This window comes from Salinispora goodfellowii (assembly GCF_059570675.1).
In genome coordinates, this window is record NZ_JCANTD010000002.1 from 366,419 (window position 1) to 388,492 (window position 22,074).

Sequence of the window (22,074 nt, forward strand, 5' to 3'; positions counted from 1 at the left end):
ACGGCGGGGACCGGCGGCGGTGGCCAGGCCCGGCGCTGGTCGGGGCGGGTGGCACGATCAGGGCATGACGAAATTGGTCGGCCTGGACGACGTACGGGCCGCGCGGGAGCTACTCGCCGGTGTCGTTCGTACCACCCCATTGGAACCGTCCCGTCCCCTCAGCGAGGCGCTCGGCGGGCCGGTGTGGCTCAAATGCGAGAACCTCCAGCGAGCTGGCTCGTACAAGGTGCGGGGGGCTTTTGTGCGGATCTCCCGGCTGTCGGCGGCGGAGCGCGCCAACGGTGTGGTCGCGGCCAGCGCCGGCAACCATGCCCAGGGGGTGGCGCTCGCTGCCGGCCTGGTCGGCACGGACGCCACCGTGTTCATGCCGGTGAACGCACCGTTGCCGAAGGTGGAGGCCACCAAGGGGTACGGCGCGCAGGTCGAACTCGCCGGTAGCACGGTTGACGAGTCGCTGGTGGCCGCGCAGACCTACGCCGAGCGCACCGGGGCAACGCTGATCCACCCGTTCGACCACCGCGATGTGATCGCGGGGCAGGGCACGGTGGCGCTGGAGCTCCTCGAACAGTGCCCGGAGGTCCGCACGATCGTCACCGGGGTGGGGGGCGGCGGACTGGTCTCCGGCATCGGGGTCGCGGTGAAGGCGTTGCGCCCAGACGTACGGGTCGTCGGGGTGCAGGCGGCCAGCGCCGCCGCCTTCCCGCCCTCACTGGCCGCGGGTGAGCCGGTGCGGCTGCCGTCGTTCGGCACGATCGCGGACGGAATCGCCGTCGGCTGTCCCGGTGCGCTGACCTTCCGGCACGTCCGCGCGTTGGTCGACGAGGTCGTGACCGTGCGCGAGGAGGACATCTCCCGGACGTTGCTGATGTTGTTGGAGCGGGGCAAGCAGGTGGTCGAGCCGGCCGGTGCGGTGGGGGCGGCGGCGCTGCTGGCCGGCGTGGTTGACGTCGAGCCGCCGGTGGTGACGGTGCTCTCCGGTGGCAACATCGATCCGCTACTGATGCTGCGGGTGATCGAGCACGGGCTCGCGGCGGCCGGGCGCTATCTGCGGGTCACCGTCCGCTGCTCGGATCGACCGGGCCAGCTTGCCCTGTTGCTCAGCGAGATCGCCGAGCAGCGGGCGAACGTCGTGGACGTCGAGCACCAGCGGGCCAACCCGCACCTGCGGCTCGGCGAGGTCGAGGTGGCGCTGTCGGTGGAGACCCGCGGCACCGAACATTCGGACACGCTGATCAGCGTGCTGCGGGCGAGTGGCTACCAGGTGGTTTTCGCCGGCGAGGCGTGAGGCCGCCCAGCCCGCGCTCCGCCGGAGCCCGAAAACCCCGACGTGCCGGTGGCCCGGGGCCACCGGCACGTCGAAACGGGTGGTCCAGTCGCTGCCCTCAGCCGCCGAAGGGCTCGAAGGCAACCACGGTCACCTTGATATCCGCGCCGCTGGGTGCGGTGTAGGTGCAGGTCTGGCCCGGGCGGCAGCCCAGGATCGCCTGCCCGATGGCGGACTCGGGGCTGTAGACCGTCAGCTCGGTGGTCGACGAGATCTCGCGGGAACCGAGCAGGAAACGCTCGGTGTCATCCTTGTCGTCATCGAAGTAGATCGTTACTACCATGCCCGGTGCGACCGTGTCGGCAGTCGGTGCCTCGCCCACCTGAGCGGTGCGGAGTAGCTCCTTCAGGTAGACGATTCGTCCCTCGGCCTTGCCCTGTTCCTCGCGGGCGGCGTGGTAGCCGCCGTTTTCCCGCAGGTCACCCTCCTCGCGCCGGGCGTTGATCTCGGCGGCGATGACCGGCCGATTGGCGATCAATGCGTCGAGCTCCGCCTGGAGGCGGTCGTGCGCCTCCTGGGACAGCCAGGTGGCGGGCGCCTCGTTGCCAGTGGACACAGGCGATCTCCTCAGTCGTGCTGGCGGCAGGTGAAATTCCAAGTTACCAGTGCCCGCCGACGTCGTCGGCCCGACGATCAACGTCCAACCCCTCGCCCGCCGCCCCGCCGCGGCCGTCAGAGCAGGTCAGGCCAGGCGACGACAGCGAAGTACCTCGCCGATGAAAGGGCGTCCCTCGGTCACCAGGCGGTGCTGTGCGCGTACCTCCCGCTCGTCGGGCCGGGCGGTCACCGTGACCTGCTCCCGGGCCACCTGGGCGCCGTCCCGGTCCCGGGCCCGCAACACGCAGACCGCCGACCCGCCCGGGGGTACGGTGACCCGGAAGTCGATCAGCACCTGGGAGTCGGTGATCTCGGTATAGGTGATCACGGTCGCGTCGTACTCCAGCCCGCCGTACTGCTGGTAGAGCCGGACCACGATCGTGCCGAGGGCCGCCACCAGGGCGAGCCCCACCAGCGCGGTCAGCACTGGGCGGCGCCGGCGGCGTTCCCGCCGCCGGCCGTACCGGCCGGGTGGGAACACCGGCGCGCCGGCTGAATGTGTGGCGTGCGTCTCGCTCACCGGCGGGCCTCTCCTGGCATCGTTGTCGGGGCCATCAGCAAGAATGGTTTGGTAAGAGTGGCAGGTTCATTCTCCCAGCCGTCCGGCACGTCACGCACCATGGACACGTCCGGCGCTGTGGGAGCTCCAGCAGCGCCGTAAGCATCGCAGGTCAGCGCCGGTGGAGTGCCCAGGGGTGCGGGTGTCCGCGGTGGGCGGCACGACGGCGGGGAAAGGTTCCGTAGCCGAGCGGCCCGGGCAGGACCGCCGGGGCAGAGATGAGGAGCGCCTACCTTGGCAGAGCGACTGCGACTCATGGCCGTCCACGCACACCCGGACGACGAGTCGAGCAAGGGCGCCGCGACCACCGCGAAGTACGTGGCCGAGGGGGTGGACGTCCTGGTTGTGACGTGCACCGGCGGCGAGCGGGGGAGCGTGCTCAATCCCAAGATGGACCGGCCCGACGTCTGGGCCAACATCGCTGACATCCGCCGTGCCGAGATGGACGCCGCGCGGGCCATTCTCGGTATCGAGCAGGCCTGGCTCGGCTTCGTGGACTCGGGGCTGCCGGAGGGGGACCCGCTGCCACCGTTGCCGGAGGGCTGCTTCGCCCTGCAGGACGTGGCCGAGGCCGCCGGCCCGCTGGTGCGCCTGATGCGGGAGTTCCGTCCGCACGTCGTCACCACCTACGACGAGGAGGGCGGCTACCCCCACCCCGACCACATCATGACTCACAAGATCAGCGTCGCGGCCTTCGACGCCGCCGGTGACGCCGAGCGTTACCCCGAGCTCGGCGAGCCCTGGCAGCCGTTCAAGCTCTACTACGACATCGTCTTCTCCAAGGGCAAGATCCTGGTGCTGCACGAGGCGCTGCTCGCCGCCGGTTTCGAGTCGCCGTACGGGGAGTGGCTCACGCGTTGGGAGGGCCGGACGGACAAGGGCCCCAGAATCACCACCCGGGTGGGGTGCGCCGAATATTTCCCGGTCCGCGACGACGCGTTGCGCGCGCACGCCACCCAGATCGACCCGGACGGGTTCTGGTTCCAGGTGCCGATGGAGGTGCAACAGCGCGCCTGGCCCACGGAGGACTTCCAACTCGTCCGGTCCCTGGTCGACAGCCCCCTGCCCGAGTCGGACCTGTTCGCTGGCATTGCCGAGCCCGGCGTACCCCGATGAGGGGGTCCATCGGCCCTGCCCCGGGGGCGGGCTAGGCTGGTCACCACTCGCGCAACGGAGGACGCCATGCTTACCGCCGCTGAGGTGCTCGCCCAAAACAACTTCGGGAACACCCGCACGGGCGGGCTGGCCGGCCCGATGGGCCTGTTCCTGATTCTCGTGCTGGCGACCGCCACCATTCTGTTGATCCGCAACATGAATGCCCGACTGCGCCGACTGCCCGACCAGTTTCCGTCCGCCTCCGACTCCGCTGCGGCTGGCTCCGTTGCGTCCGGCGCTCCGGCTGCGGCAGCCAGTGAGGCGACCGGTGGCACCCCGGCGCGGGATTCATCGCTGAGATCTGGCACCGGGCCCCAGCAGCCCTGAACGGGCCCTGGCCGCATGATTCACGACTATCGGCACCCCAGCCCCCTGTTGCGGTAACCGGTATTGGCCTAGCCTTCCCGCCGGGGACGGAAAGTTTCGTCGGCCTGGGCAGGAGGGGGCGCCGATGACCAGCGCAGCTGACGCTGCCCGTCGCACTGCCGGAGAGCTCGGGGCCGGAGCGGGGTGGTGACCACCGCGCTGCCCGGCCAGTCGCGGGCAGGTCCCTCCGGCCGGTCACAGCGGGCCCGCGCGTTCACGGCGGCAGTGCTGGTGACGGCCTTGGTGGCAGCCGTGGCTGCGGTCACCGCGCCAAGCGGCCTGCCCAGCGACGACCCGCTTGGCGGCCTCGCCCGCTTCGGGTTCGCGGTCACGGCGTTCGCATTCGCGCAGCTCGCCCAACTCCAGTTCCGGGCTGCGGCGGGAGCGGTCAGCCTCACCTGGGGCGAGGCCGCGCTCGTCATCTGCCTCCACCAGGTGCCCGCCGGCTGGATTCCGGCGGCCACCCTGCTCGGCGCTGGTCTGGCCTGGTCGGGGATGTCGTTACTCGGTACCCGCCGGCGGCCGGTGGAGATCGCCCGGATCGCATCGTCGCTGACCGTGGCGGCGGCGTTGGCCGGGTTCGTCACCACCCTGCTGGGGCGGCCGCTGCTGGCGACACCGACCCCACCGCTTGCGTTCGCGATGCTCGCGGGTGCGGTCACCTACCTGCTCGTCTGTGTCGGGCTGGATGCGGTCACCCGCAACCTGCACCACGGCCTCCCAACGGGTGTCCTGCTGGGGGAGGCGCTGCGCGGCAAACTGATGATGTTCGTCGGGAACGTGGTGGTGGGCCTGGTCGTGGTGGCCCTCATCGAGGTCGACCCACGTTGGTTGTTGATCCTCCCGCTGCCGCTCTGGCTGCTCCAGCAGACCTACCGCCACCAGCTCCGCGTCGATCGGGATCGACGCGCCTGGCGGGCCTTCGCCGAGGCGACCGCCGCCCTCGATCACCGCGACGAGCGGGGGATCGCGACGGCGGCGGCGAGTGACGCGCTGACCGGCCTGGCCAACCGGACGGCCATGCTCAGCAAGGGAGACCAGGTGCTGCGGCAGTTGGCCCGGGACCGGCCGGTGGCGTTACTGCTGCTGGACATCAACCGGTTCAAGGAGGTCAACGACACGCTCGGGCACGCGGCCGGTGACCAGCTACTCCGGCTGACCGCCGACCGGCTGGGCGGACTGGCCCGCAGCGGAGACCTGCTGGGCCGGCTCGGCGGCGACGAGTTCGCCCTCCTGTTGACCTCGGTGCCCGGCGACAGCGCCGCCCCGATGGCGTACACGCTGCGCCAGGCCCGGGAGATCACCGAACGGCTCGCCGCCCCCACCGAGGTGGCGGGGGTCCGAATGTCCGTGGAAGCCGCCGTCGGGGTGGTGGTCGCCGGCGCCGGCACCGCCGACATGGCGGAGCTGCTACGCCGGGCGGACATCGCGATGTACCAGGCGAAGGAGGGCAGTGGCTGCGTCGCCGCGTACGACTCCGCGCGGGACGCCACCAGCACCGACCGGCTCGCGCTCCTGGCCGAGCTGCGCGAGGCGTTGGCCGCCGACGACCAGCTGGTGCTGGTCCTGCAACCGGCGGTGGACCTGGCCACCGGGGCGCCGACCGGGGTGGAGGCACTGATCCGCTGGCGGCACCCCCGACGCGGCTTGCTCAACCCGCACGAGTTCATCCGTCCGGTGGAGAACAGCGAGCAACTGGGCACCTTCACCCGGTACGTGCTGGACAAGGCGCTCGGTGTGGCGGCGCAGTGGGCCCGGGACGGGCTGGACCTGCCGATCTCGGTGAACCTCTCCGCCCGTAGCCTGCTCGACCGGCGACTGCCGACCGAGATCGCGGATGCGCTGCGCCGCCACCGGGTGCCGGCGCGGCGGCTCGTCCTGGAGATCACCGAGACGGTGGTGATGAGTGAGCTGGAGGTGATCGACGAGGTGCTCGGCGCGCTGCGCGCGATGGGCGTGCAGTTGGCCGTGGACGACTTCGGCACCGGGTTCTCGTCGTTGACCTTCCTCACCCGGGTCGCCGTGGACGAGTTGAAGGTGGACCGTTCCTTCGTGCTCCGGATGGCCGACTCGCCGGAGGCGGCGGCGATCGTGCGCACCACGGTGGGGCTGGGCCAGCAGTTGGGACTACGGGTGGTTGCCGAGGGGGTGGAGACCGCCGAGCAGCGCAGCGCGCTGGCCGAACTTGGCTGCACGGCCGCCCAGGGCTACCACTTCTTCAAGCCCATGCCGGCCGACAAGATCGGTGCGGTCCTCGGTGCTCTGGTCAACGGGGCGCGCTCCCGGGTTGTTCCCCTCCGGGCCGACGGCGCCTCCTGACCGTCCGGAGTAAGTACGGTCTTCCCGGTCCCGGCGGACGCGAAGGTACTGACGATCGTGCCCGGGTGCCGAAGTCGGTGCCGGTGAAGCAGGCGTCGCCTCTAGCCGCGGCGGTACCTGAGCGCCGGAATCGCCCCGTCAGGCCGAGGCCCAGCACCGCCCCAGGTGCCGGTACCAGCTCGCGCGCCGACCTGGCCAGCGACAAGGTACTGAAGGACAGGCTGACGGACATGATCGAGAAGAACCCCAAGGAGGTGCTGACCGGCGCCGGCACCCTCGGCGTGAAGCGGGTGGCGGCGGTACTGGGAACCGGTCCCGACCGCGCCCGCCGGCTGATCGAGAAACTGGACGTACCGGTACCGGTACCCGCATAGGTGAGAAGGGTCCCGGTACTGCTGGTTGCCGCCAGCGGCACCGGGGCCCTCCTCATTCGGGTGGGTGCAACGTCAGTCCGAGGGTCTGGCTCGGGCCCAGGTAAGGAATCTCTCGGTCAAGTCTGGTGGCACCGCTTGGTCATGGAGCTGTGCGAACTGGTCACGCGCTTCGGCCATAAGGCCGCTCAGGAAGATGAGGAGCGCGGTCCGGTCGTCCTTGAACTCCACGAGCAAAGACAATCGAGCCGGCTGGCAGGGCCAGGCGCGATGCCACGCCGCTCAGAGGTGATCGACCGTGAGGTGGCGCTTCGGATGGAGCGGCAAGCACTGCTGACCAACGGCGACCCACCGCAACTCTTGGTCGTGATTGATGAGGGGGCGCTACGGCGCGTCATGGGCGGACGGCGGGTGATGCGGGCGCAGATCGAGCATCTGCTACAGGTGGCTGAACAGCCGCAGACCCAGGTGCTGGTGTTGCCCTTCGATGCCGGGGCCCACGCCGGCCTCAACGGAGCCTTCGTGATCCTGGACTTCCCGCCGTTCCCTGAGCCCTACCCGCGAGCGGTAGACGATCGTGTCGTGTACGTCGATACGCTCCTTGGCGCGCTCTACTTGGAGCAGCCCGCCGAGGTTGCCGCGTACGCGGCGGCATACGAACAGATCCGCGCGGAGGCTTTATCGCCAGACCAGTCACGTGAAACGCTGCACAAGATCATGAAGGACCTGACCACATGAGCAACGAAGGGAGGCGCGGGCATGTATGACCTGACCCGCGCCGTATGGCGCAAGTCAACCCGTAGCGGGAACTCCGGCAACTGCGTCGAGGTTGCCGACAATCTACCCGGCCCTGTCGGCGTTCGCGACAGCAAGGACAGGCAGGGGGCGGTGCTTACGTTCGAGCCGGCCGCCTGGACGGCGTTCGTCGGCTTCGTCAAGCAGCACTGACCGCAACGCAGGAGGCCCCTCAGCGCGAAGCTGAGGGGCCTCCTCTGTTGCCTGACGAGGCATGCTCCGGTGGCGCACTCCTCTTGTGGCAGGATCGGCTCCATGAACCGACTGGCAAGCTCCCAGTCGCCGTACCTACTCCAGCACGCCACCAACCCTGTGGACTGGTGGCCGTGGTGCGCGGAGGTGTTCGCCGAGGCCCGCCGCCGAGACGTCCCGATCATGATTTCGGTCGGTTACGCCGCCTGCCACTGGTGTCACGTCATGGCGCACGAGTCCTTCGCCGACGAGCAGGTGGCCGCGCTGCTGAACGAGGGCTTCGTGGCGATCAAAGTAGACCGCGAGGAGCGTCCGGACGTAGACGCCGTCTACCTGACCGCGACCCAGGCCATGACCGGGCAGGGCGGCTGGCCCATGACCGTCTTCGCCGCCCCGGACGGAACCCCGTTCTTCTGCGGCACCTACTTCCCGAAGCCCAACTTCCTCCGGCTGCTCCAGTCGGTCACCACCGCCTGGCGGGACCAGCGCAGCGCTGTGCTCCAGCAGGGTGCCGCGGTCGTCGAGGCGATTGGCGGTGCCCAGGCGGTCGGGGGTCCGGCCGCCCCGTTCACCGCCGACCTGCTCGCCGCCGCCGCCGACCGGCTCGGCGCGGAGTACGACGAGACGAACGGTGGGTTCGGCGGGGCGCCGAAGTTTCCGCCGCACCTGAACCTGCTCTTCCTGCTGCGGCAGTACCAGCGCACCGGCGACCAGCGGAGCCTGGAGCTCGTTCGACACACCGCGGAAGCGATGGCCCGGGGCGGCCTGTACGACCAGCTCGCCGGGGGCTTCGCCCGCTACTGCGTGGACGGGCAGTGGTTGGTGCCGCACTTCGAGAAGATGCTCTACGACAACGCCCTGCTGCTGCGGGTCTACACCCACCTGTGGCGGCTGACCGGTGACCCGATGGCCCGTCGGGTGGCCCGGGACACGGCCCGTTTCCTCGCCGACGAGCTGCACCGGCCGGGGGAGGGGTTCGCCTCGGCGCTGGACGCCGATGCCGCCGGGGTGGAGGGGCTGACCTACGTCTGGACCCCCGCCCAGCTCGTCGAGGCCCTCGGCGAGGCGGACGGCCGGTGGGCCGCCGACCTGTTCGCGGTCACCGAGCAGGGCTCGTTCACCCCCCACGCCGCCGCCCCGACCCCGGCGGCGGCCGCCGCGCAGTCGGCCAGCGTGCTCCGGCTGGCCCGGGACGTTGACGATGCGGCGCCGGAGGTGCAGTCCCGCTGGCAGGAGATCGCGCACCGGTTGCTGATGGTCCGCGACACCCGCCCGCAGCCGGCCCGCGACGACAAGGTGGTAGCCGCCTGGAATGGGCTCGCGATCACCGCGATCGCTGAGTTCCAGCAGGTCGTAGCCAGCTTTGGGGAGGACGCTCCGGGGTCGGACGCCAACCTGATGGAGGGCGTGACGATCGTCGCCGACGGCGCCATGCGGGACGCGGCCGAGCATCTGGCACAAGTGCACCTCGTGGCCGGGCGGCTGCGCCGCACCTCGCGGGACGGCCGGGTCGGGGAGGCCGCCGGGGTCCTGGAGGACTACGGCTGCGTGGCCGAGGCGTTCTGCGCGATGCACCAGCTGACCGGCGAGGGACGGTGGCTGACCCTGGCGGGGCAGCTCCTCGACGTGGCGTTGGAGCGGTTCGCCGCACCGCAGGGCAGCTTCTACGACACCGCTGATGACGCGGAGCGGCTGGTCAGCCGGCCCGCGGACCCCACCGACAACGCCACCCCGTCCGGCCGGTCGGCGATCGTCGCCGCCCTGGTCGCGTACGCGGCGTTGACCGGCGAGACCCGCTACCGGGCAGCGGCGGAGGCGGCGCTGGCCACCGTGGCGCCGATCGTCGCGGCGCACGCCCGCTTCACCGGGTACGCGGCCACCGCCGGTGCGGCGCTGCTCGCCGGCCCGCACGAGATCGCGGTGGTGACTCTCGATCCGGTCGGTGAGCCGTTGGTGCACGCGGCGCACCGCTACGCCCCGCCCGGTGCCGTGGTGGTGGCGGGGCGGCCGGACCAGCCCGGGGTGCCGCTGCTCGCCGGTCGGCAGCTGGTCAACGGGCAGTCCACCGCGTACGTCTGTCGTGGCTTTGTCTGCGACCGGCCGGTAACCGGGGTTGACGACCTGGTGGCGCAGCTGACGGGCCGGTAGGCGGGTGGCGGGCCCGGGTGGCGGGCTGGCTCCGCTGGCCGGATACGCTGACCTGGCTATGGACTCCCACACCGGTCTGCCTGTTGTCGGCATGGTGGGTGGCGGCCAATTGGCCCGGATGACCCATCAGGCCGCGATCGCCCTCGGCCAGTCGCTGCGCCTGCTCGCGCTCGCTCCCGACGACGGCGCCGCCCTGGTGGCCGCCGACGTGCAGTACGGCGAGCACACTGATCTCGCGGCGCTGCGTACCTTCGCCAAGGGCTGCGACGTGGTCACCTTCGACCACGAGCATGTTCCCACCGAGCACATCCAGGCCCTCGCCGGCGAGGGCGTCAAGCTCTTTCCGCCGGCCGGGGCGCTGGTGCACGCCCAGGACAAGCGGGTCATGCGGGAACGTCTCGCGGCGCTGGGTCTGCCGAACCCGGCCTGGCGGCCGGTCGAGACCCCGGCCGAGCTCGAAGCCTTCGGTGTCGCCGTGGGCTGGCCGGTGGTGCTCAAGGCGGCCCGCGGCGGCTATGACGGCCGGGGCGTGTGGCTGGTGGGGGATGCGGTTGAGGCGGCCGAACTGTCGGCCACGCTGTTGGCCGCCGGGATGCGCCTGATCGCCGAGGAGCGGGTGGCGCTGCGCCGGGAGCTGGCGGTGCAGGTGGCCCGGTCTCCGTTCGGGCAGGTCGCTGCTTACCCGGTGGTCGAGACCGTGCAGCGGGACGGGGTCTGCGTCGAGGTCCTGGCCCCCGCACCGGAGCTGCCGGAGGAGCTGGCGGTCGGTGCGCAGCAGCTCGCCATCGACCTGGCCACCGAGCTCGGCGTGGTGGGTCTGCTGGCCGTCGAGTTGTTCGAGGTGACCGACCCGGCCGAGCCGACGGGCAGCCGCCTCGTGGTCAACGAGCTGGCGATGCGGCCGCACAACTCCGGGCACTGGACCATCGAGGGGGCCCGGACCTCGCAGTTCGAGCAGCACCTGCGAGCGGTGCTCGACTACCCGATGGGGGACACCTCGTTGGCCGCGCCGGTGGTGGTGATGGCGAACGTGCTGGGCGGTGCGCCGGGCGGCATCTCCATCGACGAGCGCCTGCACCATCTCTTCGCCGCTGAGCCGGGCGCGAAGGTGCACCTGTACGGCAAGCAGGTGCGCCCAGGTCGCAAGATCGGCCATGTCACCGTACTCGGCGACAACCTGGACGAGGTGCGCAGCCGGGCGGCGCGGGCGGCCCGTTGGCTGCGGGAGGGGCACGGATGAGCACGGTCGGGCTGATCATGGGCAGCGATTCGGACTGGCCGACGATGCGGGCCGCCGCCGAGACGCTGGACGAGTTCGGGGTCGGGTACGAGGTCGAGGTGGTCTCGGCGCACCGGACGCCGGTTCGCATGATCGAGTACGGCCGGGACGCCGCTGACCGTGGCCTAAAGGTGATCATCGCCGGGGCGGGGGGTGCGGCGCACCTGCCGGGCATGGTCGCCTCGGTCACCCCACTGCCGGTGATCGGGGTGCCGGTGCCCCTGAAATATCTGGACGGGATGGATTCGCTGCTCTCCATCGTGCAGATGCCCGCCGGCGTGCCGGTGGCCACCGTCTCGATCGGTAACGCCCGCAACGCCGGTCTGCTCGCGGTCCGGATCCTCGGTGTCGAGGACCGGGCGCTGCTCGATCGGATGGCGGCGTACCAATCCGAGCTGGAGCAGGTGGTCGCGGAGAAGAACGCGGCCCTGCGCGCCTCGCTGAGCTGACCCCTGACGGGTGGTCGCCGCAGCCGGCTAGCGCATGCCGCGCAGGGCGGCCTGGAGGCGTTCCTGGGCCCGACGGCGACGCTCGTTGCTGGCCCCGAGGACCAGCAGGAGGAGACCGACGGGGATCAGCAGCAGCCACGGCCCGAGACTGAACAGCGCATGGATCGCCGCGATCGCGGTGGCCGTGGCCCCGACGATCACCGGCGCCTGCTGTTGCCGCAGCGAGCCGAAGACCAGCACCGCCGCTGCCCCGAGTAGCAGCAGCACCTGGCGCAGCATGCTGCTCTCGGTGACCAGCACGATCGCCAGGGTCGGAGCGAAGGCGGTCACCAGCGCTGGCCCGTACGCCACCCAGCTGCTGATCTCGGCGCGTTGGCGCAGCTCCAGTACGCCGACGAGCAGGGCCAGCGCCGCGAACGGCAGGGTGTATGCCTCGGGCAGGGCCACGTCCGCCACCCACATCAGAATCCACCACGCGGTGATCTCGCAGCTCACCACCGCCCAGAAGAGGATTCGTCGCTCGATGTCGCGCCGGCCCGGTCGGGCTGCCGCCACTCCGAGGATGGCGCCCGCGGCGGCGAGCAGGGCCGCGATGTGCCGGGGTGAGTCGTAGGCCAGCGCCAGGGCGATCAGCGTGGCGGCGAAGCCACTCCACTCCACCGTGGCCGCCTCCCGCCCCGCCTCCGGGCGACGCAGGCGCGGCAGGGTGGCCGCGAAGACCTGGAGGGCCGCCCCGACGGCCAGGACACCGAATGCCGACCAGCGCGCGTTCAGACCGGCGACCAGACCGGTGGTGAGTACGAAGAGCTGCGCCATCAGGGCGGCGAACAGCCAGCCGAGGATGCGGGCGTGCCCGGTGGCACCGAAGAGCGCCGCCACCGTACCGACGCCCACCGCGCCGCCGAGCGTGACCAGGGTCAGGTTCTCCGTGGCCAGGCTGCCGGCCAGCCCCGCGCCGCCGGCGGTGAGGCCGATGCCGAAGACGAGTATCCGGGCCAGCCGGAGCGAGCGGGCCCGCTCCACCAGGGCGGGCGGCGGCGTGAGCGCTAGCCCGAGCATGGCCAGGGTGAACACGGTGAGCCCGGCGAGCGTGCTCGCCGGCCAGGCGAGATTCAGGGCCACCGGCGTGATCAGCAGGGTCACCGCGGCACCCGGCAGGATGACCGGCACCGCCCGACTGCGCCGGCCGCCACTGAAAGCGACCGCAGCCAGCGCGGCGGCGGCGGTCAGCAGCAGCGCGGTGAGCACGTGCGTCGGGTCCGCCGCCGCGGATGCGGGCAGGCGTAACTCCGGCGGCGGGCCCTGCCAGGTGCGGCTGAGCGTCCGGTGTGGCTCGACCAGCGCCACGTGCAGCGCCGGTGCGAGCGAGACCAGGGCCAGCACCGTGGGCAGCGTCGCCGCGGCGAGCGCCCCGGCGGCCGGGTCTACTCGCCACCGGCGGGTACCGGGCCCGGCGGAGCGGCCCAGGGCGCCCCCGAGGGTTACTCGCCATCGGCGCGCCGGTGCCGCGAGCCCGGCCGGCGGCTCGGTGGCGCCGCGGCTCAGCTCGGCGAGGACACCGATCAGGGCGGCCGCGGCGGCGTACACCCCGACCTGCAGGCCGGCGGGGATGGCGGCGAGGGCACTTACCGTGGCGCCGCCGACCAGCGCAGCGCTGGCCCAGGGCAGATACTGCGGGACCCGGTGTCGGGCAGCCAGCACGGCCGCCAGGCCGAGTCCGGAGGTGGCCAGGGCGGCGATCAGCACCACCCGCGATGAGTGCCCGAACCCGGCAGCCAGGGCGGCCACCGCGCCGGGTAGCGCGAAGAGCATGGCCCCGGTCGCGGCACCACCGATCTGGGTCGGGTGGGGTGACGGTCCCTCGATGTCCACCTCGGTGCCCAGCGGCGGGGAAAGGGCGCGAGCGAAGGCCGCCACGGCGACACCGATCAGCGTGATGCTGCCGAGGGCCAGTGCGGTGGTCCACGGCCGGACCAGCCCGGCGCCGGCGACATGCAGCGCCAGTACGCCGGCCACGACGGCCCGGGAGAACGCGGCTCGGGCCTCCACCGACGCCACCGACGCCAGGCCGTACCCGATGGCGACCAGCGAACCCACCAGCACCGGCGACCACCAGGGCAGCGCGAACGCGGCCGGTGCGCCGATGGTGGCCAGGACCACGGCCGCGCCGGAGACGTCGTGCTGCCAGGGCGGCGGCAACAGGACCGCGGCGGCCAGCGCCAGCAGCGCCAGTGCGACTGGTGCCTGCCAGGTCGAGCCGCCGATCGGGGCGGCCGGCCACGTGTTCAGGTCGCCGGCCCAGATCGGGCCGGCGGTGAGCAGGACGCCGATGCCCCCGCGGAGCGCCATCCCGGCGGCCAGCAGCGCAACCAGCCCGCCCCCCAGGGCCAGGCCGAGGACTGGGCCTCGCCGCCACTGCGGTGGAAGTGCGCGGGCCGCCCCGGCCACGACCAGCAGCAGCCCGGCCGCGACCGCCAGTTGCGCGCCCGGCACAAGGACAGCGGCGATCCGGACCAGGGTGGCGGCCAGCGCGGCGGTGACCGCGGCGCAGGCCAGGTCGGAGCCGTCCAGGCGGAGGTCGGAGCGGCGACGGGCGTCAACGGAAGGGGCGAAGAACAGGAGCACTGCGGCGATCACCAGCAGCGCGCCGACCCAGGCGTCGTCGGTGGTGGCGGCGGGCGCCACGAACGAGGCCGCGGCGACGGCCAGGGCGCCCAGTACCGCCCCCGTCGCCAGCGGCATCGGGAGCTGCCGGTGGGAAACCTGCACGAGCGCGGCGTAACCGAGCGTGACGCAGACCGCGAGGAAACTCGCCGCCAGTAGCGCGACGGTCATCTCCCGCGGCGCGGTGCCGGACGCCGGACCGGCGGCGACGACCGCGGCCACCGTGCCGGGCAGGGCGAGGGCCGCCCCGCCCGCGGCCCAGCCGGAGAGGAGCTCTGCGCCGGCGGAGGTGGCCCGGAGCCGGGGTACCACCGCCACCAGCACGCCGGCCACACAGAGGGTGAGTAGGACGGCGGCGGTCAACGACGGCCGGGTCAGGCCGGCTCCGGCACCGAACAGTCCCACCCCGGCGGCGGCTACGGCGTGTGCGCGCGCCGCGCGTTTGCTCCGCGCCGACAACCCGGCCACCCCGATCCCGACCGCCGCCACCACCATCGGCCACGGCGCGGCCGCCCAGCCGAGTCCGAACGAGGCGGGGACGGCGAGCGCGGTCAGCGCGGCGCCCACCACCGCGAACTCCCGGCGGATCTTCGGTGGCAGGGCGACCACGGCGGCCACGGTCAGCAGCAGTGCGCCGGCGGCGAGCTGGCTGGCGTCGGGGGCGCCCACCGCGGCCAGTTGGGCTGGGTAGCGGTCGAGGTCGGCGGTCCACGCCGGGAGGGCAGCGCGGACCGGGGTCACTCCGGCGCGCAGGGCACCGGTGGTGACGACGACGCCACTGACGGTCAACGCGATGGCGGAGGCGAACTGCGGGCCGCGCCGCAGGACAGCCGGCACCGTGCGGACGACCAGCCCGGTGAGCGCGATGCCGGCGGTGATCAGAACTAGTGCCTGGTCGGGTGCGGCCACCCAGGCGAGCCGGCTCGAGGCGCTGATCACGGCGAGGGTGAGCAGGCCGGTGCCGATGTCGGGGAATGGGGCGCGGCGGGCCGCCACCATCCCCGCGCCGGCCACCGTGGCGGTAAGCAGGAGCGCGACGCCCGCTCCGACCGTCGCCGGCACGGTGGTCACCCGCAGCAGCGCGGTGCTGGCGTAGCCAAGGGCCGCCAGAGCGGCGACGCTGTAAAGGCCGAAGATCAACTCACGGAGTCCGGGCACTGGGCGGACGGCGGCGCCGTCCCCACCGGGCACCTGGCCGGTCTCGGCCCCGTCATCGGTTGGTCGGCCGGCCCCCGACCGCTGGCGCGGGGCGACGGGGGTGTCCGGGGGCCGCTCCGGGCCGCTCTGGCCCCCCGCTGTCGCCAGTGGGGTCGGGGGCGCTTCGGGTAGGTCCTGGCGGACCGGTCGGGCCCGGGTGACGGCGGAGCCGGCCAGCGAGAAATTCAGGACGGCCACGAGGGCCAGCACCGCGGCCCAGCCCGCCAGCGCGTTGGTTCGGTCGTACGCGAGCAGCGGCAGGATCGGCTGGAGGGCCAGCACCGTGGCGAACCGTGGTGCGCGGAGTCCGGTCCAGCCGCCGTACGCCAGGGCAACCCCGGCGGTGACCGCGAAGACGGCTCCGGCGAACACCGCCCGGGACGCGCCGCCGCCGACGCTGGTTACGGACCAGAGCGCGTACCCGGCCAACGGCACCAGGAGCAGGCCGACGGCGGAGATGGTTTCGGCGGTGGAGGTGAGCCCGCGGCGGGCCAGCACCGGCGGGGCGAGCAGCATCAGGACCGTCGCCAGGCAGAGCACGCCCAGCCGGGCGAGGGCGTCCAGGGAACTGGTGGCGACCGCGGCGAAGACCACCGCGGCGACGCCGAGCAGCAGCGCGCCGAGCCCGAGGGGAATGTTCTGCACCTCGCGGCTGGACGCCTCCGGCGGATGCTCGGGGTTGTCGGCGTCAAGCCAGCCGGCGGTCGGGGGCGGCGGTTCCGCCGGCCCGGACGAGGTGCCCTGCCGGGGTACCCGGGGCGGTGTGCCGGGGGGAGCGGTCGGTGACCGCCGGTCTGGCCGGCGACGGAGCACGCGCCGGGGACGGGTGGCCTGTTTGACGTTCTCCTCATCGGCATGCGCGAGGATGTCCCGCTGGAAGAGCGCAGCCTGCATCTTGGCGGCGATCTTCCGCTGTTCACCGGAGATCTCGGCGTCCCGCGCCTTCATCTCCGCGATCGACCGCTCGACCTTCGCCAGGTGTTCGAGCCGCTGCGGCTGTTGTGCGCCGCAGTGTGGGCAGCGTGCGGCCGGGTTCAACTCCCGGCCGCACGAGGAGCACTGAAAGCTCACCACGACACTCCTCCAGCCGCCGGCGGACCGCACTGTCGCAGCATGCCCAATGCCGGCGCGGATTTCGACAGTTGCCGGCGGGTCCGGGGGCGTGGCGCCCTAATACTGCAACGGCGGGTACTTACCCGCGGAGTACGGCCGGCGACGGGTCACGGGCGGCCCATGCCGCGGTACTCCCAGCCAGCCTGCGTCCACAACGTTGGATCGAGGCAGTTGCGACCGTCAACCACCCGGCGCCCGGCGACCAGGGCGCCGAGCGTGACCGGGTCGGCGTTGCGGAAGTCAGCCCATTCGGTCAGGACGCAGATCAGGTCGGCGCCGGTCACCGCCTCGTTGACGCCCGGCTCGTAGGTCAGCTCGGGCGCCACGGCGCGGGCGCGCTCCATCCCTTCTGGGTCGTAGACGTGCACGTCAGCGCCGGCCTTGTGGAGCAGCGATGCCACGGCGAGGGCCGGGGCGTCGCGGACGTCGTCGGTGTTGGGCTTGAAGGTCGCACCGAGCACGCCGATCCGGGTGCCGGAGAGGTCGGGGCCGGCCGGGCCGGTGCGCCGGCCGAGTAGGTCGGCGGCGAGTTGGACCACCCGGGTCCGGCGACGCAGGTTGATCAGGTCGACCTCGTGCAGGAAACGCAGCGCCTCGCCGGCGCCCAGTTCCTGGGCCCGGGCCTGGAAAGCACGGATGTCCTTGGGTAGGCAGGCCCCGCCGAAGCCCAGGCCGGCCTGGAGGAACCGGTTGCCGATTCGGGGGTCGAAGCCGACCGCCCGGGCCAGGTGGGTCACGTCGCCGCCCGCGGCCTCGCAGACCTCCGCCATCGCGTTGATGAACGAAATCTTGGTCGCCAGGAAGGCGTTCGCGGCGACCTTCACCAGCTCCGCGGTGGCGAAGTCGGTGACCACCATCGGCACCTCGCGGTCCTCCGTGGCAGCCAGGTCGAAGACGCCCTTGTGCGCGGCGTAGAGCATCCCGTTGGCCCATTCGCTCTTGACGCCGACCACGATCCGGTTCGGGCGGAGCACGTCGTCGACGGCGAAGCCCTCCTGGAGGAACTCGGGGCTCCAGGCGACCTCAATGCCCAGGTCAGCCGGTGTGTGTTTGCTCACCAGCTGCTCGACCCACTCCGCGGTGCCGACCGGCACGGTGGACTTGCCGACGATCAGCGCCGGGCGGGTGAGCTGCTGCGCCAGGCTGGTGACGGCCGCCTCGACGTACGACAGGTCCGCCCCCAGCGCGTCGGCCCGCTGCGGGGTGCCGACGCAGATGAAGTGCACGTCCCCGAACTCGGCGACCTCGGCCATGTCGGTGCTGAACCGCAGCCGCCCGGCGGCGAGGTTGCGCTTGAGCAGCTCGTCCAGGCCGGGCTCGTGGATCGGAACCTGGCCCGCGTTGAGCATGGCGATCTTGTCGGCGTCCACGTCGAAGCCGAGTACCTCGTAGCCCAGCTCGGCGTAGCAGATGGCGTACGTCGCGCCGAGGTAGCCGGTGCCGAGGAAGGTCACTCGGGGGCGAGGAGCGCCGGATGGGGGGGTTACCGCCCCGATCGGAGGCACTGGCTGGGTGTTCGGGTACGGGATCGTCACGCCTGTCTTCTCCGCTCGCACTGGCGCCGCTCGTGGCGTCGCTGTCGACCGCGGCGCCTGCCAGGGGCACCGGAGGTGGGGTTGTTCGTTTGTTTGACCATGCTCCCGCGCGGGCCGGTCAGTGCGACACTTCGTAGCCTACGCGGCGGTAACATCGCCCGACTCTGGGGTCGCTATCCTTCAGTCTGCGCGGTCCGCGGTCAGATGACGCTACAGACTGCGCATGATAGCGGTGAAGAGGAGGGGCCGACATGGCCGCAGAGCAGGAATTCGACGGCTATCGCTTGACGGGTGAGCAGCAGGCGGTCCGGGAGGCGGTCCGGGAGGTCTGCGCGGCGAAGGTGGCACCGCACGCCGCTGAGGCGGACGAGACCAGCGAGTTCCCGAAGACGTCCTTCGACGCGTTGCGGGCGGCTGACTTTCACGCCCCGCACATCCCCGTCGAGTACGGCGGTGCCGGTGCGGATGCCCTCGCCACCGCCATCGTGATCGAGGAGGTGGCGCGGGCCTGTGCCTCCTCCTCGCTGATTCCGGCGGTCAACAAGCTGGGTACGATGCCGCTGATTCTGGCCGGGTCCGCGGAGCTCAAGCGGAGGTACCTGACCCCGGTGGCGGCCGGCGACGCGATGTTCTCGTACTGCCTGTCGGAGCCGGAGGCGGGCAGCGACGCCGCCGCGATGACCACCCGGGCCGTCCGGGACGGCGACGACTGGGTGCTCAACGGCGTCAAACGGTGGATCACCAACGCCGGGGTGTCCGAGTTCTACACGGTCTTCGCCGTGACCGACCCGACCGTCCGGAGCCGGGGTATCTCGGCCTTCGTGGTCGAGAAGTCCGACCCGGGGGTGAGTTTCGGCGCACCGGAGAAGAAACTGGGGATCAAGGGCTCGCCGACCCGTGAGGTCTACCTGGACGGCGTCCGCATCCCCGCCGACCGCATGATCGGCGCGGCGGGCGCCGGCTTCGCCACCGCGATGCAGACCCTGGACCACACCCGGGTCACCATCGCCGCGCAGGCGGTGGGCATCGCGCAGGGTGCGCTCGACTACGCCAAGGGGTACGTGCAGGAGCGTCGGCAGTTCGGCAAGCCGATCGCCGACTTCCAGGGTATCCAGTTCATGCTCGCGGACATGGGCATGAAGCTGGAGGCGGCGCGGCAGCTGACCTACGCTGCAGCCAGCAGGTCCGAGCGGGGGGACGCGGACCTGACCTACTTCGGCGCGGCGGCCAAGTGCTTCGCCTCCGACGCCGCGATGGAGATCACCACCGACGCCGTGCAACTGCTCGGCGGTTACGGCTACACCCGGGACTACCCGGTCGAGCGGATGATGCGCGACGCGAAGATCACCCAGATTTACGAGGGCACCAATCAGGTGCAGCGGATCGTCATGGCGCGGCAGCTTCTGAAGGGCTAATCGCGGCATTTTTCGTAGCTCGGTCGGGTTCGCTGAGTGCGGGTGGCGTGGCGGCTCGCCGTAGCTGAACAACCCCTTGGGGATATTTCGTTGCCCCAGAACGCCTTCGGTTGGTGTTCTGGGGCGACCGCGGTACGCGAATCCTGCCGGCGCTCTTCATCGCCACGCTCGGGATGATCTTTCTTGGTCCGCGTACCTACCCGACCACGACGACCTCCCCCGACCTCGGACGACCCGGTACCCGTTGTGCTTCTCCGACGGCGTACTGGTGTCGAGGGAACCCGCACGGACGACCGGGGACAGGCGGAGACCCGCACCGGCAGGCGCTGCCATGGCGACAACGATTTGTCGTTCCCCCAAGCGGCGCCAGTGCCAACCATTTTGTTGGCAGTGGTCGGTCAAACGGGCAAGGCAGGGCCGCCGACATGCTCTTCGCCTTGTGCCGTCCACTGTCTCCTTGCATAGTCGCTATACGGTTTAGCTCGGGTTCTCCAAACCCGCCCCTGGTCTCCTCGGGGCGGTCTGTTCCGCACCCTCGAACTCGTCGAGGGCCGTAGACGTCCGCCGCAATTCCTCCTGGCGGGAGATCCGCGCTACCGGTCTGGCGCCGGCGACCGTACGGGCCAGTGCCAGCCTGCCCGGGCTGGCCGTCGCCCCGATGCTGCGGTCGTTGCAGCTTTCACTGGCAGGAGGTCGGAACTGATGGGGGTGCCCATTCGGGAGGTGGCCGTCGGCGCCGCCCCGCCGCCGACGGTACAGCGGATCACCTCCGCGGCCGCGGCCAGTGAACTCGCCCACCGGTTGCTGACGCCGGGGCGGCGGTGGCCGGTCGCGGTACTCACCCTGCCCACCGGATATGAGGAGCCGTTCGGTGATCCCGACGAGCTCAAAGCGGCGGTGGGGGACCTGGCTGAGGTGGTACTCATGCCCACGAGCGATGTCTCCTGGGCTTTCTCGCGGGTGATGCCGCCGATGACCCAGGTCTACGGCGGTGCGGGGCGGGTGTACTCGGTCGATCACGGTTGGGTGCAGGACCCGACCTGCAGTAGGTTGCGGTTCGCCTACTCCCGCCAGGACCGGCAACGCATCACCGAACAGTTGATCAGTGATGCGCTGCAGGCGGCACTGTCGGCCGGACTGGTCGAACCCCGCGCTCGTCCCGAGGCTCAGTGTCGATCGGGACGGGTGCAGGGTCTGATCGGGTCCCGAGCGCTCGTGACGTTGGATGACCAGGCGGTGGCGACAGTATGGGAGGAGTTGACACTCCCCGGCGTTGCCCTGGACCAACTGCTCACCAAGGGACAGGCGGTCACCGGCAGCTATGACCGGGTCTCGCGCTGTCTGGACCTGCGGGCGGCGCTGCGTTTCGTTGACGTCCCCAGCGCCCTGGCGGCTGTCCGGGAGGCGTACCAGGTCGGTGATGTGGTGCTGGCCGAGGTGGTGGCGGTGGCCGACGAAGCTGTCACCGTACGACTTCTGCCCGGGCTCACCGTCGAGGTCGGCCTGGACGCGGTCACCTCCAACCGGAGAGACCGGCTGAGCGGCCTGTTCAGCGTTGGGGAGACCGCCGCCGGCCGTCTCGTCACGCTCACCCCGCTGGCGCTGCGGTTTGACGACGTTGACGACACGGAGCAGGTGAAGCCCGCGCTGAGTCTGCTCCCCGGCGGGCCTCCCTGGCTACGTCCCCCCGACCCGCGGCCCGCACCGACATCGACGCCTCGACCACCGGCGCCCCCGCTGCCGCCCGCCACGCCACCGCAGCAAGTCGTACGGACGGTGCCGGCGCGGCAGCCGACGCCGTTGGATCTGGCCCGGCGCCTTCCCTCGGCCCTGCATCCGGTGCTCGCGCGTCCTGCCAGCACGGCGCCAGCCGGGGAGCAAACCCAGGTCGTACAGCTGCGTAACGAGTTGGCAGCCGAGCAGGCGACGCGCAAGGCCCTCGCGGACGAGTTGGCGGATCTGCGATTCCGGGCGGCTGAGCTGGAGGCCGAGCTCGCGCGGGCGGTTGGCGCCATCGAGCAGCTACAGACCCGCTACCGCGGCGCCGATCTGGCTCGGCAGCGGCTGGTCAAGCAGCTCCGGAGCGCCCAGGGCCGCGCTGGTCAGCCAGCAGCTGGGGAGGCGACGCTCTTCCTCGATCCCGAGGAACAGTTCCGCCATGAGGTCACCTGCGAGTGGGCGCAGCGCGTTCCCGCTGCCGAGAAGGCTGGCCGGCCGCTCGCCTCGTACGTGCTGGGCCCCGGCTTCCTGGACTCCCTGGAACAGCTGGAGGGCATCAGTCGGGCGAAGGTCGTGACGGTCGTGGTCGAGGTGCTCACCGGTCAGGTCCAGCACCTCGCCGGGCGTTACCCGCATCAGATGCGCACCGGCCGGGCCGGCAGTGGCTACGTTCGTCGTGCTGACGGTGCGACCTGTTGGCGGGTGGCCCTGCAGCGGGAGTCGGCCGCCGCTCGCCGGTTGCACTACTGGCGTACCCAGGGTGGCTATGAGCTCTCCCGCGTCGTTCTCCACGACGACTACCGGCCCTGACGAGGCACCCCCGGATGCCCCACGTCCGGCCGGCCGGGGAACGGCCCGGACGTGGGGCTCGGTCGGC

At 71.8% G+C, this 22,074-nt stretch carries 16 protein-coding genes; 12 read left to right on the forward strand and 4 right to left on the reverse strand.

Annotation, left to right across the window (positions count from 1 at the left end; all coding sequences use genetic code 11):
• The first annotated feature begins 64 nt into the window (after positions 1–64).
• Positions 65–1,285 (forward strand): threonine ammonia-lyase, encoded by a 1,221-nt coding sequence (gene ilvA / locus T398_RS04120; protein WP_496444694.1) that lies wholly within the window; start codon positions 65–67, stop codon positions 1,283–1,285.
• 97 nt (positions 1,286–1,382) lie between these two features.
• On the opposite strand, the gene greA is transcribed toward ilvA, so the two are convergent.
• Entirely contained in the window at positions 1,383–1,880 is a 498-nt protein-coding gene (gene greA, locus T398_RS04125; RefSeq protein WP_018218639.1) for a transcription elongation factor GreA, read from the reverse strand.
• 126 nt (positions 1,881–2,006) lie between these two features.
• The gene (locus T398_RS04130; RefSeq protein WP_496444696.1) at positions 2,007–2,441 is read right to left on the reverse strand and encodes a DUF4307 domain-containing protein; all 435 of its coding nucleotides are present in this window, start codon (positions 2,439–2,441) and stop codon (positions 2,007–2,009) included.
• 294 nt (positions 2,442–2,735) lie between these two features.
• Here T398_RS04130 and mca point away from each other — a divergent pair, with 294 nt between their 5' ends.
• The 9 genes from mca (at position 2,736) to purE (ending at position 11,554) form a co-directional block, all read left to right on the forward strand.
• Positions 2,736–3,596: a mycothiol conjugate amidase Mca gene (gene mca, locus T398_RS04135; RefSeq protein ID WP_496444940.1), complete on the forward strand. Its 861-nt coding sequence runs from the start codon at positions 2,736–2,738 to the stop codon at positions 3,594–3,596.
• 66 nt (positions 3,597–3,662) lie between these two features.
• Positions 3,663–3,962: a hypothetical protein gene (locus T398_RS04140; protein WP_496444698.1), complete on the forward strand. Its 300-nt coding sequence runs from the start codon at positions 3,663–3,665 to the stop codon at positions 3,960–3,962.
• A 186-nt stretch (positions 3,963–4,148) separates the two neighbouring features.
• Positions 4,149–6,320 carry a putative bifunctional diguanylate cyclase/phosphodiesterase gene (locus T398_RS04145; protein ID WP_496444700.1) on the forward strand — a complete coding sequence of 724 codons (2,172 nt, stop codon included), beginning with the start codon at positions 4,149–4,151 and terminating at the stop codon, positions 6,318–6,320.
• Between the two features lie 230 nt (positions 6,321–6,550).
• On the forward strand, positions 6,551–6,694 hold the full coding sequence (locus T398_RS04150; protein ID WP_496444702.1) for a hypothetical protein: 144 nt from the start codon (positions 6,551–6,553) through the stop codon (positions 6,692–6,694).
• 141 nt (positions 6,695–6,835) lie between these two features.
• Positions 6,836–7,429 (forward strand): DUF5753 domain-containing protein, encoded by a 594-nt coding sequence (locus T398_RS04155; protein WP_496444704.1) that lies wholly within the window; start codon positions 6,836–6,838, stop codon positions 7,427–7,429.
• Positions 7,430–7,450: 21 nt separating this feature from the next.
• Positions 7,451–7,639, forward strand: a complete 189-nt coding sequence (locus T398_RS04160; protein ID WP_496444706.1) for a DUF397 domain-containing protein — start codon at positions 7,451–7,453, stop codon at positions 7,637–7,639.
• A gap of 102 nt (positions 7,640–7,741) precedes the next feature.
• Positions 7,742–9,826, forward strand: coding sequence for a thioredoxin domain-containing protein (locus tag T398_RS04165; RefSeq protein WP_496444708.1), 2,085 nt, complete (start codon positions 7,742–7,744; stop codon positions 9,824–9,826).
• A 58-nt stretch (positions 9,827–9,884) separates the two neighbouring features.
• Entirely contained in the window at positions 9,885–11,066 is a 1,182-nt protein-coding gene (locus T398_RS04170; protein WP_496444710.1) for a 5-(carboxyamino)imidazole ribonucleotide synthase, read from the forward strand.
• Positions 11,063–11,554, forward strand: coding sequence for a 5-(carboxyamino)imidazole ribonucleotide mutase (purE, locus tag T398_RS04175; RefSeq protein WP_496444712.1), 492 nt, complete (start codon positions 11,063–11,065; stop codon positions 11,552–11,554). Before T398_RS04170 ends, purE begins: the two co-directional genes overlap by 4 nt.
• 27 nt (positions 11,555–11,581) lie before the next feature.
• Here purE and T398_RS04180 read toward each other — a convergent pair whose 3' ends face one another.
• Both T398_RS04180 and T398_RS04185 read right to left on the reverse strand, forming a co-directional pair.
• The gene (locus T398_RS04180; RefSeq protein WP_496444714.1) at positions 11,582–16,489 is read right to left on the reverse strand and encodes an SCO7613 C-terminal domain-containing membrane protein; all 4,908 of its coding nucleotides are present in this window, start codon (positions 16,487–16,489) and stop codon (positions 11,582–11,584) included.
• A gap of 146 nt (positions 16,490–16,635) precedes the next feature.
• Positions 16,636–18,063 carry a UDP-glucose dehydrogenase family protein gene (locus T398_RS04185; protein WP_496444716.1) on the reverse strand — a complete coding sequence of 476 codons (1,428 nt, stop codon included), beginning with the start codon at positions 18,061–18,063 and terminating at the stop codon, positions 16,636–16,638.
• Between the two features lie 251 nt (positions 18,064–18,314).
• Here T398_RS04185 and T398_RS04190 point away from each other — a divergent pair, with 251 nt between their 5' ends.
• Positions 18,315–19,478 (forward strand): acyl-CoA dehydrogenase family protein, encoded by a 1,164-nt coding sequence (locus T398_RS04190; RefSeq protein WP_496444718.1) that lies wholly within the window; start codon positions 18,315–18,317, stop codon positions 19,476–19,478.
• Positions 19,479–20,180: 702 nt separating this feature from the next.
• Positions 20,181–22,007, forward strand: a complete 1,827-nt coding sequence (locus T398_RS04195) for a hypothetical protein (protein WP_496444720.1) — start codon at positions 20,181–20,183, stop codon at positions 22,005–22,007.
• The last annotated feature ends 67 nt before the right edge of the window (positions 22,008–22,074 follow it).